This window comes from Micromonospora sp. A202, assembly GCF_006715105.1.
GTDB lineage: Bacteria > Actinomycetota > Actinomycetes > Mycobacteriales > Micromonosporaceae > Micromonospora > Micromonospora zamorensis.
Genome location: NZ_VFMP01000001.1, coordinates 4428943 through 4445400, shown reverse-complemented (window position 1 = coordinate 4445400; position 16458 = coordinate 4428943). Strand labels below are relative to the sequence as shown.

Annotated in this window: 8 protein-coding genes and 2 tRNA genes; 5 read left to right on the top strand and 5 right to left on the bottom strand. The window is 63.8% G+C overall.

Features of this window, described 5'->3' with window-relative positions; genetic code table 11:
* Positions 1-111: 111 nt before the first annotated feature.
* Positions 112-2742: a hypothetical protein gene (locus FBZ33_RS33780; protein WP_370453027.1), complete on the bottom strand. Its 2631-nt coding sequence runs from the start codon at positions 2740-2742 to the stop codon at positions 112-114.
* Positions 2743-2973: 231 nt separating this feature from the next.
* Between FBZ33_RS33780 and FBZ33_RS20450 the strand changes: the two genes are divergently transcribed.
* A tRNA-Leu gene (locus FBZ33_RS20450) sits at positions 2974-3057 on the top strand.
* Here FBZ33_RS20450 and FBZ33_RS33095 read toward each other — a convergent pair.
* The 3 genes from FBZ33_RS33095 to FBZ33_RS20440 all read right to left on the bottom strand — a co-directional run bounded on the left by FBZ33_RS33095 (position 3039) and on the right by FBZ33_RS20440 (position 4982).
* Positions 3039-3647, bottom strand: coding sequence for a hypothetical protein (locus FBZ33_RS33095; protein ID WP_255509146.1), 609 nt, complete (start codon positions 3645-3647; stop codon positions 3039-3041). The two genes, FBZ33_RS20450 and FBZ33_RS33095, sit on opposite strands and share 19 nt — an antisense overlap.
* Positions 3648-3673: 26 nt before the next feature.
* A complete protein-coding gene (locus FBZ33_RS33465) occupies positions 3674-4420 on the bottom strand; it encodes a recombinase family protein (protein ID WP_255508976.1) in 747 nt (248 codons plus the stop codon).
* A gap of 295 nt (positions 4421-4715) precedes the next feature.
* Positions 4716-4982 (bottom strand): hypothetical protein, encoded by a 267-nt coding sequence (locus FBZ33_RS20440; protein ID WP_141910325.1) that lies wholly within the window; start codon positions 4980-4982, stop codon positions 4716-4718.
* A gap of 383 nt (positions 4983-5365) precedes the next feature.
* On the opposite strand from FBZ33_RS20440, the gene FBZ33_RS32855 reads away from it, so the two are divergent.
* The 4 genes from FBZ33_RS32855 (at position 5366) to FBZ33_RS20425 (ending at position 12982) form a co-directional block, all read left to right on the top strand.
* Positions 5366-5440: transfer RNA gene (locus FBZ33_RS32855), tRNA-Val, on the top strand.
* 1258 nt (positions 5441-6698) lie between these two features.
* A complete protein-coding gene (locus tag FBZ33_RS20435) occupies positions 6699-8660 on the top strand; it encodes a class I SAM-dependent DNA methyltransferase (protein ID WP_141910324.1) in 1962 nt (653 codons plus the stop codon).
* Complete coding sequence (locus FBZ33_RS20430) at positions 8657-9892, top strand: restriction endonuclease subunit S (protein WP_141910323.1); 1236 nt, start codon at positions 8657-8659, stop codon at positions 9890-9892. Before FBZ33_RS20435 ends, FBZ33_RS20430 begins: the two co-directional genes overlap by 4 nt.
* A 3-nt stretch (positions 9893-9895) precedes the next feature.
* Entirely contained in the window at positions 9896-12982 is a 3087-nt protein-coding gene (locus FBZ33_RS20425) for a type I restriction endonuclease subunit R (protein WP_141910322.1), read from the top strand.
* A gap of 17 nt (positions 12983-12999) precedes the next feature.
* Here FBZ33_RS20425 and FBZ33_RS20420 read toward each other — a convergent pair whose 3' ends face one another.
* Positions 13000-15561, bottom strand: coding sequence for an NACHT domain-containing NTPase (locus tag FBZ33_RS20420; protein ID WP_141910321.1), 2562 nt, complete (start codon positions 15559-15561; stop codon positions 13000-13002).
* Positions 15562-16458: the final 897 nt, after the last annotated feature.

Sequence of the window (16458 nt, the reverse complement as noted above, 5' to 3'; positions counted from 1 at the left end):
CCTCCCCTGAGCCGGGTGCCATCATATGGCGCTGCTGGTGGCGGGGGAACCCGCACGGTCACCCCTGTGGATACCGAGCGTGTGCGCTGTGGACGCCCAGCTCAGCTCGCGTCAGCTCGGCGACGGCCGCCCTGAGGGCTTTCCGCTCGACGGGGTGCTGCGCTCCCGCGCCGTGCAGACCTGCCCCGAAGTCGCAAAGCTGTCAGTGGAGTAGACCGCCAAAACGGTGAAGCAGTGGTCCACTCGCGAGTTCAAACCGTTGACCGTGTAGCTGGTCTTCCCCGGGTCCACGGTGGCCACCACGCCCAACGCCTGCCCGGCACGTCCGGCGGCGACCATGAACGGCACCGCGCCGCCGGACGGATCCGTCCAGGTCAGCGTGATCGTTGTCGAGTTGTCCCGAAGCTTCAGATCCCCCGGAGGAGGACCGGCCGCAGTCGGTGCCGCCCCCGTCGGCGCCACCGCCGTCGGTGCGCTGCCCCCGGGCGGCGGGTCGTCGCGGGTCAGCACGACCGCACCCAGCCCGGCCACCGCCACGACAGCCACCCCGGCCGCGACTACCGCGCCGATCAGCGTCGCACGGTTGCGGCCCGCCGAGTCGCTCTCGTCGGCGTACGCCGGCCGGTACGCGTCCGGTCCGGGGTGGTGGTACTGCTGACCCGGGTACGGCGCCTGGAACGGCCGGTGATCCTGGATCGGGCGGTGCTCCTGCGTCGGGTAGTGGTCCTGCTCGGCCTGGGTCGGCTGCTGGCCCTGGTGGTACTGCGGGGCCGGTCGCGGCGCGGTCGGCGGCGGCGCGCTGCCCCCACCCGGTGACCAGGCAGCCGAAGACGGCTCGACGGGGTGCGGCTGAAGGGCGCCCGGTGTCGGCTGGGACGTGACGGGCTGGGCCGAACCGGCGAAGTCCCTGGCCGGACCACTGCCGGGCGCGACGGCCGGGAGCACCTCGGTCTGGTCGGACGCCGCGGCCCGGGCCCGCTGCGTCGGGACCACCGCGGCATCGAGGATGTCCAGCCCGAACTCACCGCCGTCCGCGCCGGTGCGCTCCGCGTCCGTTTGGAGCGGCCCAGCGTCGTCGGCACCGGCAGTTGGCGGTGGGCCGGTGCGGCTCCACGGTGGCGCGGTCAACCCCCACGGCGGTGCGGGTGGTGCGCTGACCGGCGGCGCGGAGACGGGTGGCGCGCTCAGCGGGCGCGCGAGGAAGGGAGGCGCGCTCATCGGCGGCGCGGAGATCTGCTGGCCGAACGCGGGTGGTGCGGACACGGGGTAGGTGTGCCCGGGTGGTCCGGAGACCGGGTGCGCCGGGGGTCCGGAGACCGGGTGGGTCGGCGGTCCCGAAACCGGGTGGGGGAGGGCCGGTGGTGCGGACACTGGCCGCGGAGCAATGGGTGGCGCGCTGATCGGGTGGGCTGGTGCTCCACTGACCGGCTGGGTTGGCCCTGGGTGACTCCTGCTCGGGGATTGGCTGCTCAGAATCTGGGCAGCGGGCGCGTCGACCGGTGCGCTCGCCCCCGGGGCCCTGACTCCCGTTCGGGCAGCCTCCTCGGCGAGTAGCGGTTCGATCTGCCGTACCTGGATCGTCGGGTCGTCCCAGCGGGGCGCCGGCAGCCCGGATGCTGGCGTCGGGGAGGCTGGGGTCGGGGCGGTTGCGCTCGATGGCCGGTGGGAAGCGTCGACCGCCGGGTCGTCGCCGACCCGTTGACGGGGCGCTGTGGCGGGCCCGGACGGTGATCGGTGTGGTGGCCGCTGACCGGACGACGGGATCGGATGGCTCTCGGCCCTCGGCCGCGGTGGCTGGCTCTCGACCCTTTGCCCGGGTGGCTGGCTTACCGCCCTCGGCCCTGGCTGGGTGTCGACCGCTGGCAGGGACGGCCCCGATGGCTGCTGGTCGAGGACTCGGCGGGGCGCCACCGTGGGGACCGCGGTTTCGGACGGCTGCTGGTCCGTGGGCTGAAGCGCCGGTCGTGCCGCGGCAGGCGCCGTCGGGGCGGTGGGTGGACCGGGCTGCGCCCGCGCGATCGAGGAGGGTGCGGGCTGCACCCGAGAAACCTCAGGCGACGCTGTGGCGGCGTTACTGGGCGGGGTGGGTGCGGCGGGTGCTCGTACCCCTGGAGGGGTTGACCGGGGTGTGGCCGGCGGAGCCCAGGGTGAGCTGGTGGCGGCCGGGCCACCAGCGGAGGGTCGCATCGCGGCCAGGGTCGCCAGCGACAGCGTCGGCCCGGACAGCGCCGAGTGGGGGCCGGCGTCGGCCGCCGCACCGACCGGCTCCGCAGTGGGCGTCGGCGGTGGGTCGGGCTGCTCGGTCGGGGCCGAGGCGGGTGGGCCGAGGTAGGCGCGGGCGGCGCGTACCACCGGGTGGTGCTCCCCGAGCACGGCGGGCCCGGCGGTGGCGACGCGGGTGTAGTTGCGGCGGGCCTCGTGCCGGTTGCCCAGCTCTTCGGCTACCTCGGCGAGCTCGAAAGCGAGCGCGAGCAGCACCGGGTCGGAGTGCTCCCACCGCCGTTCGCCCGCGGCGAACGCCTCCTCCAACACCCGGCGGGAGGCGAGCGGATCGTCCGCCTCGCGGTGCAGCCGCGCCAGCAGGTGCGCGGTGTGCAGCACCTCCGGGTGATCATCGGTGTACGGAGGGGGAGGGGAGCCGACAGCCTCCGCGAGCAGCTGCCGGGCGGCGCTGAGGTCGCCGGCAGCGCGCAGGGCGAGGGCCCGGTGCTGGGCGGCTGCCAGAGGGGAGGGATGGGACACACAGCAATGCTGCCGTCAGAGGGCCACCGGACGCCACCCGGACACGCCTGGGCGCCGTGTCCGTGAGGCGTTTCAGGCGGCCTGAACAGGGGCGGAAGCGTCGGAACGGAGGCGCCGGAAGGCGATGTGCATGATCCACGAGCGGCGTGTACAGTAACTCCCCGTGCGGCCCGCCGTGCCGACCACCGGATGGAAAGATCATCTGGTCGGCGAGGTAGGCTGAACGTGTAGGTCCGGGTGGCGGAATGGCAGACGCGCTAGCTTGAGGTGCTAGTGCCCGTATAGGGCGTGGGGGTTCAAGTCCCCCCTCGGACACAAACCATTGCCCCACGGTGCGCGCTGAGATCGACTGCAGCGCGCACCGTTTGCGTTTCGGGTTGGTAGATGAGCCGGAGTCCGAGTTGCCGGTAGACCTCGGCTTTGTCGGTGGGGTCGGCGTCGCGGAGTACGGCGGCGATGTCGCCGAGCGCGTTCACGAGCGCCGTGATCTCTGCTCGGCTCGTCCGGCGCGGGGTGGTGTCCGCGTTCGCGTGCAGATCTGCTTCCGCGCGGGCGCGTTCGGCCTGTGTCTGGGCGATCCAGCCGGTGACGACTGCGGGGTCGGCACCAGCGTCGAGGGCGGCGCGGTAGCGCTCCAGCTTGGCGTCGCACTCAGTAATGATCGTCTGGGCTGCTCTGCTCGTTGCGGGCGGATGATCCAGGGGCTGGGCGTCGGCCATCGCGGTGATCGTTTGCTGGATGCGGTGGGGCGCGAAGGCGGAGGCCAGCCAGGTGTCGAGCGGGTCGGTGAGAGCGTCCTCCCGCAGGTACACGTTGCGGGGGTGGGGGACCTGGTTGGCGAGGGCGTACTCCTGGGGGAAGCGGCAGCGGTAGTAGGCGTCGCCGTGGTCGTACTGGCCCTGCATGCGTCGGTCGCAGGCGGCGCAGTAGATCATGCCCCGGAAGACGTACGGGTTGAGGGTGCGCTGCCGGACGTGTTGTCCGCCGGTTCCCCGTCCGCGTCGTTGCAGTATCGCTTGGGCCTGCTCGAAGGTCGCGTCGTCGATGAGTGGCTCATGGGTGATGTCCTTGGAGACCACCCATTTGTCGCGGGGGTTCCAGCGCATGACGCCGGTGCGGCCCATTGCCACGCGTCGACGTCGAGCAGCACTTCGTCAGTGCGTTGCTTGTTCCAGACCTGGCGGCCGGTGTAGCGGGGGTTGGTGAGGATGACGCGGACTGCGCTCTTGGACCAGGCGATGCCGCTGCGGTGCCGGTTGCGGGCGCGGTCGTGGGCTGATGGGCAGGGCACGTGGTTGGCGGTGAGTCCCTCGGCGATGGCGAACATGCCGATACCGGCGAGGAACTCGGTGAAGATCTGCCGGACGATCGGCGCGGTCTGCTCGTCAGGAATGAGGCCCTTGAGGTGTTTGCCGTCGGCGGCCTTGGCAGGGTTGGGGTGGGGTCCGAGGTCGCGGAGTGTGTAGCCGTAGGGCGGGCGTCCGCCGAGGTAGCGGCCCTCGAGGAGGGTCTGGGCAGCCATGGCGGTGCGGACGCGGAGTTTGATCCGGTTGCGTTCGCCCTTGCTCATGCCGCCGAAGACGGACATGACCAGTTCGTGGGCCTCGTTGTCGGGGTCGATCGGGCCGCCGATCTCGGGCACCCAAAGTTCGACGCCGTAGTGGGCGAACAGCGGCACAGTGAGACCGAACTGATTGCCGTAAAGGCGCGGTGGGGTTCGCCGACCACGACGGCGGAGAAACCGCGCCGTGGATCGCGCAGCGTCGTGAGAAGGAGACTGGCCTTCATCCTGCGTTGCCAGGGGAGGGAGCGGCTCTGGCCGACGTCGAAATATTCCGTGACGATGCGTCCACCGTGGGGCTGGATGAGTGTGGTTGCCCGGGTGAGTTGCCAGCTCCGGGACGATTCGGGGTCCTGGTTGTCCTCTGTCGACACGCGGCCGTAGAAGGCGAAGGGTTTCGGTTGAGGGGTGGTCATCCGTTCTCCTGGTTCGAGTTGTCCGTGCGGCTGTCGTTCACGTGCCTGAGTAGCTTCAGTAGGGCGGCAGCGGCGCCGGGGTGCAGCTCGGGTGGCTGAACGGGCGCCGCCACGCTGGTGACCCCGGACGTTGCGCCGCCGTCGACGGTCTCGACCGTCCATGAACCGCTGTCTTCGCTGGGCTGGTCAAGTCGCTCGTCGGAGGGCGCGGTCGAATTCGGCTCTTCGCGCTGTTGAGATTGATGGCCGGGCGGCAGCGTCATGCGCCTCCGTCCGGCGGTCGCCCCCGCCGAGACCTGCGGCGGTGGGCGTGCATTGTTCGCTCCTCGGCCGCCGTCACCTCGATGTGACAGGGGACGGCCCGTCGGGCGATGCCAGCATCGGCTTCGTGGGTGGGCGGGATCGTGGCGCCGGAGCTTGATGCGCCGGTGACTCGCGCCGTGGCAGGTGGGTGGGTTGTCATGCGAGATGTCCTTCGGAAGTTGGTCGTGTACCGGTTGCTCCGGCGGGCATGAAGAAGCGGCCGGTGCCGTCGGGCATCGGCCGCTCGTTGAGCAGTACGGGCGTTACGTCTCTGCGGTTGTCAGGCCGGTTGGCAGTCTCTTAGATGGGACAAGCGCACGATGGCGCGCCTTACTGCGCGTCCGGGTGGCCCAGTATTGCTGTGGAGAGCGCTTCGTTCACACCGAAGAGGTCGCTGGTTCGATACCAGCATCGCCCACTCTCAGTTTGTGCAGGTCAGAAGCCCGTTACCGGAGTCATCGGTAACGGGCTTTGCCGTATGTGCGGCTTACATTGGGAGCAGGTTGGGAGCAGTGACCGAGGTGGCAGTCCAGGGTCGGCCACAAGGTAGTCCGATGGTGACTCGATCGTCGACCGCCTCCGTCCGGATATCGGCGCCGGCAGCGTCCTGAGGGCTTCGGCGCACAGCCTCGTGCGCGTGCCCGCCTTCGCCAGCGCTCGTCAACAACTGTGGTCTGCGGCGTCCTAGCCGCGCCGGCAGCACTTCGATGGCCCTCGAACGAGCCCGAGCAACTCCTGGGAAGGTGACAGCATGGACCGCGACTTCTGAACCGCGCAGCCTGGCGCAGGAGCACCGGCAGGTTGAACGGGAATGCTGAGTGTGTCCAATTCGCACTGACTCCGCTTGCGGTTGGCATCCGCAATTTTCAAGGGCCCGTTTGGTCGCATCCTGGTGGTGAACACCTCGGGGTGGACGGCGTTCGTCGGCGGAGTCAGGTGCCGGAGTCCGCGAGCCTAACCCGGCAGGTCGTGAGGTCGCTGTCACATCCGCCGAGTGCAGCGGGGCCGGGCCCAGCGCCCTCGTGCCACATCTAGGGCTTGGGCAGCCTTCACAGGCGAGCTCCGACGACCCACTTCCACCTCGTCGAAAACAGACCCGTGAGGCTAGAGGCGATAGCCGGATCCGACCCGCCATCAAAGATGCGAGGCGTCGCTGCACCCCACCCTTGATAGGTCGACGTCCGCCGGTAAGCGGAGGGATGTGTCCGCCGTGAGGCAGGTCCAGTCGCGCGTCCGCAAAATACCCACGTCGGCCGACTCTGGCCACGGCTACTCCCGAGCGAACGCCGGCCTTGCTCGTGTCGTCCGGCGGTAGCGTCGTGGGCGTGCGGTGGCGGCTAACGGTGTATTCACCCTCTCCGTCGGTTTCCGTCCCTGTTCGTGCAGAGCAAGAAGGATCGGGCATCGGTCCCGTACTTCTCTGCCTCGGGCCAGCGCCCGAGCGGGAGATTTGCGAGGCTTGTTCTACTAAGCCCGCCCGTGATCGTCGCTGGGCGCGCTCGCGTCCTAGGCCCGACAGGTTCGTTACGGCCTCGAAATCATGGGCAGTCCCGGCACCGCGCGTCTCCGCGACTGCGGCTAGGCTGGGAATGAACTGTCGATATGTCGGATCTCCTTTCTGGCTGCGCTGCCGAGGGAACGATCCGAGCTACCTGCCGCCGGAGGGCTTGTCAGCCGTGTCAAAGCCAGACGCCAACTTCATCTGGGCCATCGCCAACTTGCTCCGGGGGCCATACAAGCCAAAAGAGTACGGCGATGTGGTTCTCCCGATGACCATCCTGCGACGGCTCGACTGCGTCCTGGCCCCGACGCAAAAGGCAGTCCACGAGGAGTGGCTAGCATCTAGGGACAAGACAAGCGCTGATATTCTAGATGTCCGGCTGCGCAAGAAGTCCGGTTACAAGTTCTACAACACATCGCAGTACACAATCACTTCGCTCACCGGCGACAGCGCCAACGCCAAGGCTAACCTTCTGAGCTATCTCGATGGGTTTAGCGACAACATTCGAGACGTCTTCACGCAGTTCAAGTTCGATGAGCAGATTCAGCGCCTGGACAGCGCCAACGCCCTCTACCTAATCCTGCAGCGGTTCGCGGCACTCGACCTGCGTCCCGAAAACGTCAGCAACACCGAGATGGGCTCCGTATTCGAGGAACTGATCCGCAAGTTCGCCGAGGCGTCTAACGAGACCGCCGGGGAGCACTTTACGCCACGAGAGGTCATCGCGCTCATGGTCGACTTACTCCTCGTGGGTGACGAGGAGGCTACTAGCAGGGCTGACATCATCCGCACAGTGTATGACCCTACGGCAGGCACGGGCGGCATGCTCTCAGTGATGGACGAGCACCTGCGGCTGCAGAACCCGACTGCGCGGTTGAGGATGGCCGGCCAAGAAGTCAATCCTAGTTCGTACGCCGTCTGTAAAGCCGACATGGTCATCAAGGGCCAGGACGTCAACGCCATAGCGCTCGGGAACACTCTCACAGATGACCAGCATGCCGGCAAGGTGTTCCACTACTGCTTGTCGAATCCGCCATTCGGCGTCGAATGGAAGACCGCCGAACGCGAGGTTCGCAAAGAGCATTTGATGGGCTTCAACGGCCGCTTCGGTGCCGGGCTACCGTCCGTCTCGGACGGCTCGATGCTGTTCCTGCTCCATCTGATCTCGAAGATGCGGCCGGTCGATCCTGACCAAACTCGCGGCCGAGCAGCCATCGTGCTCAATGGCTCCCCGCTGTTTACGGGCAAAGCTGGTTCAGGTGAGTCGGAGATCAGGCGCTGGGTTATTGAATCCGATTTTCTTGATGCGATCATTGCTTTGCCGACGGATATGTTCTACAACACCGGGATCGCTACCTACATCTGGGTTCTAGACCAGCATAAGCCTGAGGAGCGCCGCGGCAGGGTTCAGCTCATCGATGCATCTCAGATGTTCGTAAAGATGCGCAAGTCACTTGGGAACAAGCGAAAGGCACTTTCCGACACGGATATTGAGACCATCGTGAGGCTGTATGCCACCCCCAGTGTGGATGACAAGCGATCCAAGGTCTTCGAGAACAAGGCCTTCGGCTACCATACGATCACGATCGAGCGGCCGCTCAGGCTGTCATTCCAAGTGACGATGGCGCGCATCGAATCGGCTCTCAGCAATCCAGCAGTTGAAAAACTTGGCCAAGAGACAAGAGATCAGTTGCGGAACGCCCTCCAGCCGCTCATTTCGGAAAAGATAACCAAAGATCGGTCCGCTTTCAATGCGCAACTGGACAAATCTCTACGCGAGGTGGGCGTCAAAGTGAGCGCCCCTGTTCGCAAGGTACTGCTGGGGAGCATGGCCGAGCGGGACGAGTCTGCGGAGGTTTGTAGGGACGCGAAGGGCGACGCGGAGCCCGACCCCAAGTTGCGCGACACCGAAAACGTTCCATTGGACGAGGATATATCCGAGCATTTTCTCCGCGAAATTAAACCGCACGTCCCTGAAGCGTGGATTGATGAGTCCAAGACGAGAATAGGTTACGAGATCCCGTTCAACCGCCACTTCTACGAATACGTCCCACCTCGGAACCTGGAAGATGTTGACGCCGACGTTAGGCGTCTTATCGGCGAGATCCAGACCCTCTTCGCTGAGATCGAATCATGAGTGTTCTCGGTTCGATCGACTGGCCCGAGACGTGGCGAGCAGTTCCTTTATGGTCACTTTTTGATCGCGTCAAGGACGTGGGGCATCCCGACGAAGAGATGCTCAGCGTTTACCGTGATTACGGGATTGTGAAGAAAGATAGCAGAAGCGACAATGGTAATAAGACCGCCGAAAACCGGGAGATCTACCAACTCGTCGACAGCGGGTGGTTAGTCATCAATCGAATGAAGGCGTGGCAAGGATCCGTAGGGATTTCGTCATATCGTGGCATCATTTCAGGGCACTACGTATGTTTTCGTCCTAAGCACCACGAGAACGCCCAATTTCTCAACTGGCTTCTGCGGTCGGATGTCTATACTGTCGAGTATTTGCGGCTGTCGCGCGGTGTCCGTCCTAACCAGGTCGAGATCGATAACGACGGTTTACGTATTCTGCCAGTGTGGCTCCCCCCAATCGAAGCGCAACAAGCGATCGCGAATTTTTTGGTTCGAGAGACTGCAAAGATCGACGCCATCATCACGAAGCAGCAAGGCTTGGTAACCACGCTTCTTGAGCATCGTGCATCTCTGATCACCGAAGCAATCGCTGAACTTATTCACGGCGGGACGCAGCAGTCTCGACTGAAGTATCACGCCGAGATTCAGACCGGTGTAACGCTGGGTAAAACTCTGGACGAAGAGGCGAGCAGGTATCCGTATTTGCGGGTCGCGAACGTGCAGACCGGTTACGTCGATCTAGCTGAGGTTAAAGAGGTCGCACTTAATCCCGGTGACCTTGCCAATTACCTGCTGAGACCCGGCGATGTCTTAATGACCGAAGGTGGCGATATTGACAAACTTGGCCGCGGATGCATCTGGGAAGGGCAGATAGACCCATGCGTCCACCAGAACCACATCTTTGCAGTGCGCTGTCACCCGAGCCTAATTAACAGATTTTTGGTCTATCTTCTGGAGTCCGACACTGGTCGCCGGTACTTTCGGGCTACCGCAAAGAGGACGACGAACCTTGCGTCAACCAACTCGACCAATGTCGGCAATCTCCCTATCCCAGTACCGACGGTCGATGAGCAACGTGCCATTGCTGACCGCTTAGATATCGAGACAAGGCGTATCGACACACTGCTCGATAAGACTCGCCAGCTGATCGGGATCATGAAGGAGCGGCGACGAGGGTGGATCGCGGCATGCGTAACAGGGCAAGTTGACATAGCGACGTATCGCGAAGGCAGCTAAGTTATGGCATTGCATCACGAACAGAATCTTGAAGCCGAGATTTGCGCCCATCTGTCGTCTCATGATTGGGCTTACTCGCCTAACGACGACGGCTACGACAAGCAGCGAGCACTTTTTCCCGAGGACTTGTTCGGCTGGCTCGAGAACACGCAGCCCGCAACCCTCGAAGCTGTAGCTCGCACGGACAGGGAGCGCATTCGTCTGCTTGACCGGCTGGCCGAGTCACTTGACCGGCCACTAAGCGCCGCCGGTGGTACGTTGTCGGCATTGCGCCACGGATTCAAGCACATAAAGCAGATGGATCTATGCCAGTTCAAGCCTGCTGACGCGATGAACCCGACTACGTTGGAGCGCTACGGTAAGGTCCGTTTACGTGTGATGCGTCAAGTGCGATACTCGGTCAGCAAAACTGACAGCATTGATCTGGTGTTCTTCGTCAACGGGCTGCCGGTAGCGACAGCAGAACTAAAATCTGAGTTCGTCCAGGATGTCCACGCTGCAGTCTCACAGTACAAGCGTGATCGACTACCAATCGATCCGGAGACCGGCACGAGGGAGCCACTGTTGTCGTTCGGGCACCGAGCCCTGGTGCATTTCGCGGTGGACAACAGCGCGGTTTTCACGACCACGAAGCTCGATGGGGATCGGTCCCGGTTTCTGCCCTTCAACCGGGGTAACGGCCATCACGCCGGGAACCCACCCAACGCGGCTGGAACGGCGACGGCCTACCTGTGGGAAGAGATCCTGCAACGAGACACATGGTTGAAGATCTTGGGCAAGTTCATGCACGTCCAAACAAGCCGCAAGCGGGATGCGATTACCGGCCGTATTACGCGGTCGGCGACCATCTTGTTTCCCCGCTATCACCAGCATGACGTCGTCACCAAACTCCTCGCTGACGCGAAGGCCAAAGGACCGGGCCAGAGGTACCTGATCCAGCATTCGGCGGGATCAGGCAAAACCAACTCGATCGCCTGGCTTGCTCATCAAGTGTCGACCCTGCACGATGAGCAGTCGGAGAAGGTGTTCGACTCCGTCATTGTCATTACCGATCGCACCGTCCTCGACGATCAGTTGCAGGACGCAATCTATCAGATCGATCACAAGCGTGGTGTCGTACTGCCGATCGGGCAGGGAACAGACAGTGATTTCACCCGGCGGTTCTCTTCAAAATCCGAGGCATTGACGGAAGCTCTGACGGCTGGCGGCGCGATCATCGTCGTGACCATCCAAACTGTGCCATTCGCGCTCGAGGCGATCCGAACCTCCAGAGCTCTGAAGGGTAAGCGCTTCGCGGTAATCGTGGATGAGGCGCATTCATCCCAGACTGGGGACTCAGCGAACAAGCTCCGCCAGACGCTGTCTGGCGCGGTTCGGCCGGAGAGCGAGGGCGAGGTCGATGTTGATGACCTAGTCCGTATGGAGTTAGAGGGTCGCGGTACCTTAGCCAACGTCTCCTTCTTCGCGTTCACCGCCACTCCCAAGGGCAAGACGATTCAGCTGTTCGGCACCTCGTCGACCGGCCAGGAGACTGACAAGCGACCGTTCCACCTCTACTCAATGCAGCAGGCCATCGAGGAAGGTTTCATCCTGGACGTGCTGCGCAACTACACGACCTATCGCACGGCATTCCGGCTAGTGCACGGCGGCCAAGATTATGATTCGCAGAAGGTCGAAAAGTCCAAAGCGATGAAGTCCTTGATGAGCTGGGTGAGACTTCATCCGTACAACATCGGGCAGAAGGTTGCGATCATCGTCGAGCACTTCCGCACCAACGTGACTCCGTTGATCAACGGCCATGCCAAAGCGATGATTGTGGCGGACTCACGCAAGTCCGCGGTCCGGTACAAACTCGCGGTCGATAAGTACCTCCACGATCGGCGGATCAGCGGTGTCGCGGCGCTGGTCGCTTTCTCTGGCGAGGTCAGCGATCGTGAAAGCGGACCTCTAGCGTTCACCGAATCCTCGATGAACCCGAAGCTCAGAGGCCGTACGATTCCTGAAGCACTGGAGAGCTCCGACTTTCAGGTTCTGATCGTTGCGAACAAGTACCAGACTGGATTCGACCAGCCCCAGCTGTGTGCGATGTATGTCGACAAACGGCTCGACGGAGTCCAGGCCGTGCAGACGCTGTCCAGGCTTAACCGGACCTGTCCGGGCAAGGTCACATACGTCCTGGACTTCGCCAATCACGCTGAAGACGTTCTGGCCGCGTTCAAGACTTATTACGAAGGCGCAGAGCTCACGGAGGCCAGCGACCCCAACCTGGTGTTCGATCAGTGGGACAAGCTTGACGGGGCTGGCTTTTTCAGTGAAATGGACGTGGAAGCCGCTGCGAGGGCATACTTCGGCCACGGTACGTCCAAACCGACGCAAGGAAAACTGTCTGCGGCTCTGAGTCCGGTCCGAGATCGCTTCAACGCGGCCTATAGGACGGCTATCGCCGTTGACGACTCCAGCGAGATCGATCGGCTCGATACCTTTCGACGAGACCTAAGCACCTTCGTCAGCACATACGACTTCTTGTCTTCGATCGTCGACTACGATGATGTGGACCTGGAAAAGCGGGCCCTGTTCGCACGGATGCTCGCTCAGGTGCTTAAGGACTCCCAGCGCTACGCGCCAGCCATCGACCTATCCGATGTGACCCTCACTCATCACGCTCTGCATAAGCAGCCCGAGTCCAACCTCAACCTCTCGCGGGGCGACGCGGCAGGGTTGTCGGCATTAGTCGCTGCAGGCAGCCGCAGTCCACATGAGGGCAACCTGGTCCCGTGGAGCGCGATACTGCAGCAGATTAACGCCCTCTTCCAAGGGGATGGACTTACCGACAGCGACCAGATCACGGCGGTCGAAAGCGTCGTGCGCAAAATGCTCGACAACGGCGACTTGCGGGCGCAGGCTCGTGCTAACAACAGGCAGGATTTCTTTGCCGGTCCCGATTTATGGTCTACCCTGCAGGAAATTATCGTCGAAGCAGGCGACCAGCACGCCAAGGGTATCGAACGCTTGGCGGCGGAGCGGTCCCGGGACGACATCCTCGCCATCCTCGCAATGATGCGCTTATGGGAGACGCTTCGTGACGCCTAATCCGGATTCCGGGGCGTCTATCGGAAGCGGACGGCCGATCCTGGGCGTTCGAGTTCCGCGCGGGCGCTCCGCTGAACCGCGACCGGCAGAGCGGCGTCGTGAGCAATCCGGCCGAGAAGACCACGAACGCCGTTCTGCCCGCGTTGCATGAGTTCACCCAGGGCCGAAACCGCGCCGAACAGGGCGTCGGCGCCTAGCGGATCTCGATGGGCCCCTGTATGCAGGAGCTCATCCAGCCGCAGGGCCGCGTCGACGCGATAGTCATCTTTTAGATGGCGGTTACACAGCAGCAGCGCCAAGCCGGGCAGGCTGTGATTGCCTGCCATCACCCGGGAAGCCTCCGGCTGCTCCTTGGCCTTTGGGTCGGATGCCGTGAGGATTCGGTCTAGCCAGATGGCGGCGGCTTCCACTTCTCCACCCGCGCGCCGCAGCTCGGCAAGCACGCGAGGGCGCGCGCTGTCGGTACGGTTGGCGTTGGCGGCCACAGCCAAGAGCAGTCGTGTTGCCTCCTCGGTGTCGACGTGACCGACCGTCTGAGCTGCGGCTACTCGGGTGGAGGACTCCGTCCACCAGCCCTTCACTATCTCCACCAGCCCCGCAATTGTCCTAGGTCCCGGGGCGAAACCGTCGTCCTCCCATCGCCAGAGAAGGTGCATGCCGTCCTCTGGCTTGCCTTCCAAAAGCACCGCGACCAGCGGATCCGGTGACAGCCCCGCTTCCTGTACCGCTTGACCGAGGAAGGCCAGTATCTCGCTACGATCGGCAAACCCGGCGTAGAGCAGTTCTCGCAATACCTGCGCCCGCCCTGCTGGGTCCTCCCGCTTCAACAGAACAGCCAGGTGGTCAGCGGCCAGGAACTCTCCGAGCGTGATGTGGGCGAATCGCAGTTGCCGGCCCTCGGTTGCGACCAACCCGGTGCGGCATAAAGCATCGTGTACGAGCCGCTGCCATAACATCTTCTCGTGAGACACCGGTCCGATGCCCAGCCGTCCGGCTGCAACGACCGCGACGTCGAGCAAAGCGGGCTCGCTAGGGTCCGTCAAATGTGCGTATGAGGCTTCGCTGAGCAGGGCGAGGGCATGCCGTGAGAGCTCCGCTGGCGTCTCATGATCCTCCCTTGCCTTGTGCTGTAGCAGGTTGAGATACGCCCGATAAAGAGTTCCCCGCCCCTGGGGCAGTTCCCGTTCCGGTTCTGCGGCCCACAGGCCGCAAAGCATGTGCGTCACCAGCGGCGTCCGTGCCCACCCGCTTCTCCCGAGCTTTTGCAGGTGTGTTAGCACGGTTTCAATGTCCGCCTCGGGATCAGCGGATCCGATCTGAGTAACCCACTGCCGGACCAACCGGTCTCGACTATCCGCGGCGAGCGGAAGGATCTCGGCACTTTCGAATATCGGGCGAATTCTGGCTAGGTCAAGATTGGGCAGAGGCCGGCTTGCAACAACCAGCCGCAGCCACGGAACCTCCGACAGTGCCGTAATGCGGTCGATAGCCATCTTACGGCTGACGGGGTCGCTGATCTCATCGAGACCGTCGACCAGCACTAACCAGGATCGACCCTCGGCGGGACCTTGGGCGAAAAGTTCCGAGGGCAGCGTCTGCCGTAACGCGGTCCCTAGCTGCTGAGTGGCACCCTCCCGCAACGCAGCGTCCAGCGGCATGCTCGTGACAAACGACCGTGCGTGCAACGTGAGCGGCGCAGGGACGTCGGCGCCATCGAGCCACTGCCTGGCCTGGTCCGTTGCGATAGCGCCGAGCAGGCCCGACTTGCCGCTTCCGGGCCCACCGAAGATCAGCACGTGGCGATGGTCGTCGACCAGTTGTTGCCACTCAACCGATCTGCCGATGTGGAGGGAGGCGTCATCCGTCACGCTGTTGGGCGAGCATCCCGGTGGCAGGAGTGCCAGTGTTGGCGGCTCGAAAATGTCTGCCAGGCTGGGCAGCCACGTCGCCGACAACCCGACCCAGGGCGAGTACTGGTGCGTCTGGCCGTTCGCAACAATCGCGGTGAGGTAGTCGTGCAGCGCCGACGCGCGTGTCCGCAGAAATTCAGGAAGCCCCAGGTATTGCCGTGCGGTCGAGTAAACATCGTCATCGGCAAGGTTCGTGGCGATGGCTTCGCCATCAAGGATCTCCAACGTGATGTTGTGAGTGTCGCGCGCCCAGGCGATCAGCTTGTGCCGTGCAGCTGCGGGTAGGTTCGCTTCACAAAAGTAGTGCAGCGCTGCGAAGGGTTCCCCTCCCACCGCCTTGCCAACATCGCTCTTTACCTTTCTCTCGAGGCCCTCTTGCTGAAGCGTGCAGGCGAACACGAGGGGTCCCTCTGGAGCTTGTCCAACGGCGGCTGCAGGAAGGTGCTTTGAGATGTAAGACCGGAACGTTTCAAAATCGCGACCTTGGTCACCGCCCGCGGACACCGGCCCGGTTGCAGGCACCACATCCCGACAGATACGGATCTTGGTGAAGGCAAGACACAGATCCTCGAACGTATGGTGCCCGTTGTGCGCTCGTAGCCTCGCGAGGGCGTAGCGAATCTGATGCACCAGCTCCTTGGTGTTCGGCAACTGGGGCGCGGCATCCATGCGTCCACGCTAGAGCATCTGTACCGTAGCCGCCCTACCCGAACGGCTCAGTGACATCCACAAAGTAGGTTTCGCGCTAGTTCACAAGAGTCCTGTTTGGCCGAATCTTGATCGTGTGGATGGCTGAGTGTGGGGCGAGCACGGCAGGCGTGGACCATTAAGGTGCCCGAACTTCAAGATCCACATGGAGTGCCGTGCTCATTGCTCCGACCGCCGGCGTCGCGGCCGTGCCCTCGGCGCCGGGGTCGACCACGTGGGGGGCTGCTCGACCGATTGAAGGGGTGGGTGGCGATTGGGATCCGTCCGGTACGCGGTACGAATCCGTAACGCCAGCCCGCTACCCTGATCGTCGCCAAGGACGATGAAACCACCCTCGCCGCCGCGCTGCGGCGCTGCGTGGAAACAGGTGCCCATCCTGCGCAGGCAGACCGGCCGAGGCTATGGCCGCGAAGAGATCCGCGAGGTCGGCATCGTTACCCTGAATGACGTGCTGTTCACCGCGCCCGGAGCGCCACCGGTGAGCTGCTGATAGCCGCGATCGCCGACAACACCGCGGATACTGGAGCTCTTCGGTGTCGGCCATGACAGCGCAGTAGTGCCGCTCATCGCTGCCGGCGACAATCTCGAACGGCCGACCGGCGAAGCAGCCTCGACAGCCCTCTGCGGTGTGAGCTCCGCAGCCGAACGACCATCAGGAAAAACCCGCTGCCGTCGGGTCAACCCCAGCGGCCCGACCACCGGCCGTAGGAACGCCACCGACGTACCGCCAGGCAAATGCCATGCTGTTTCGATCGTTTTGACCAGACTCCGCGCTAACACCCGCCGCGCGCACCTCCAACGGCCCCGCAGGCCGAACAAGGGGAGATCTCGCACGGCCTCAAACGCTACATCGCTCAC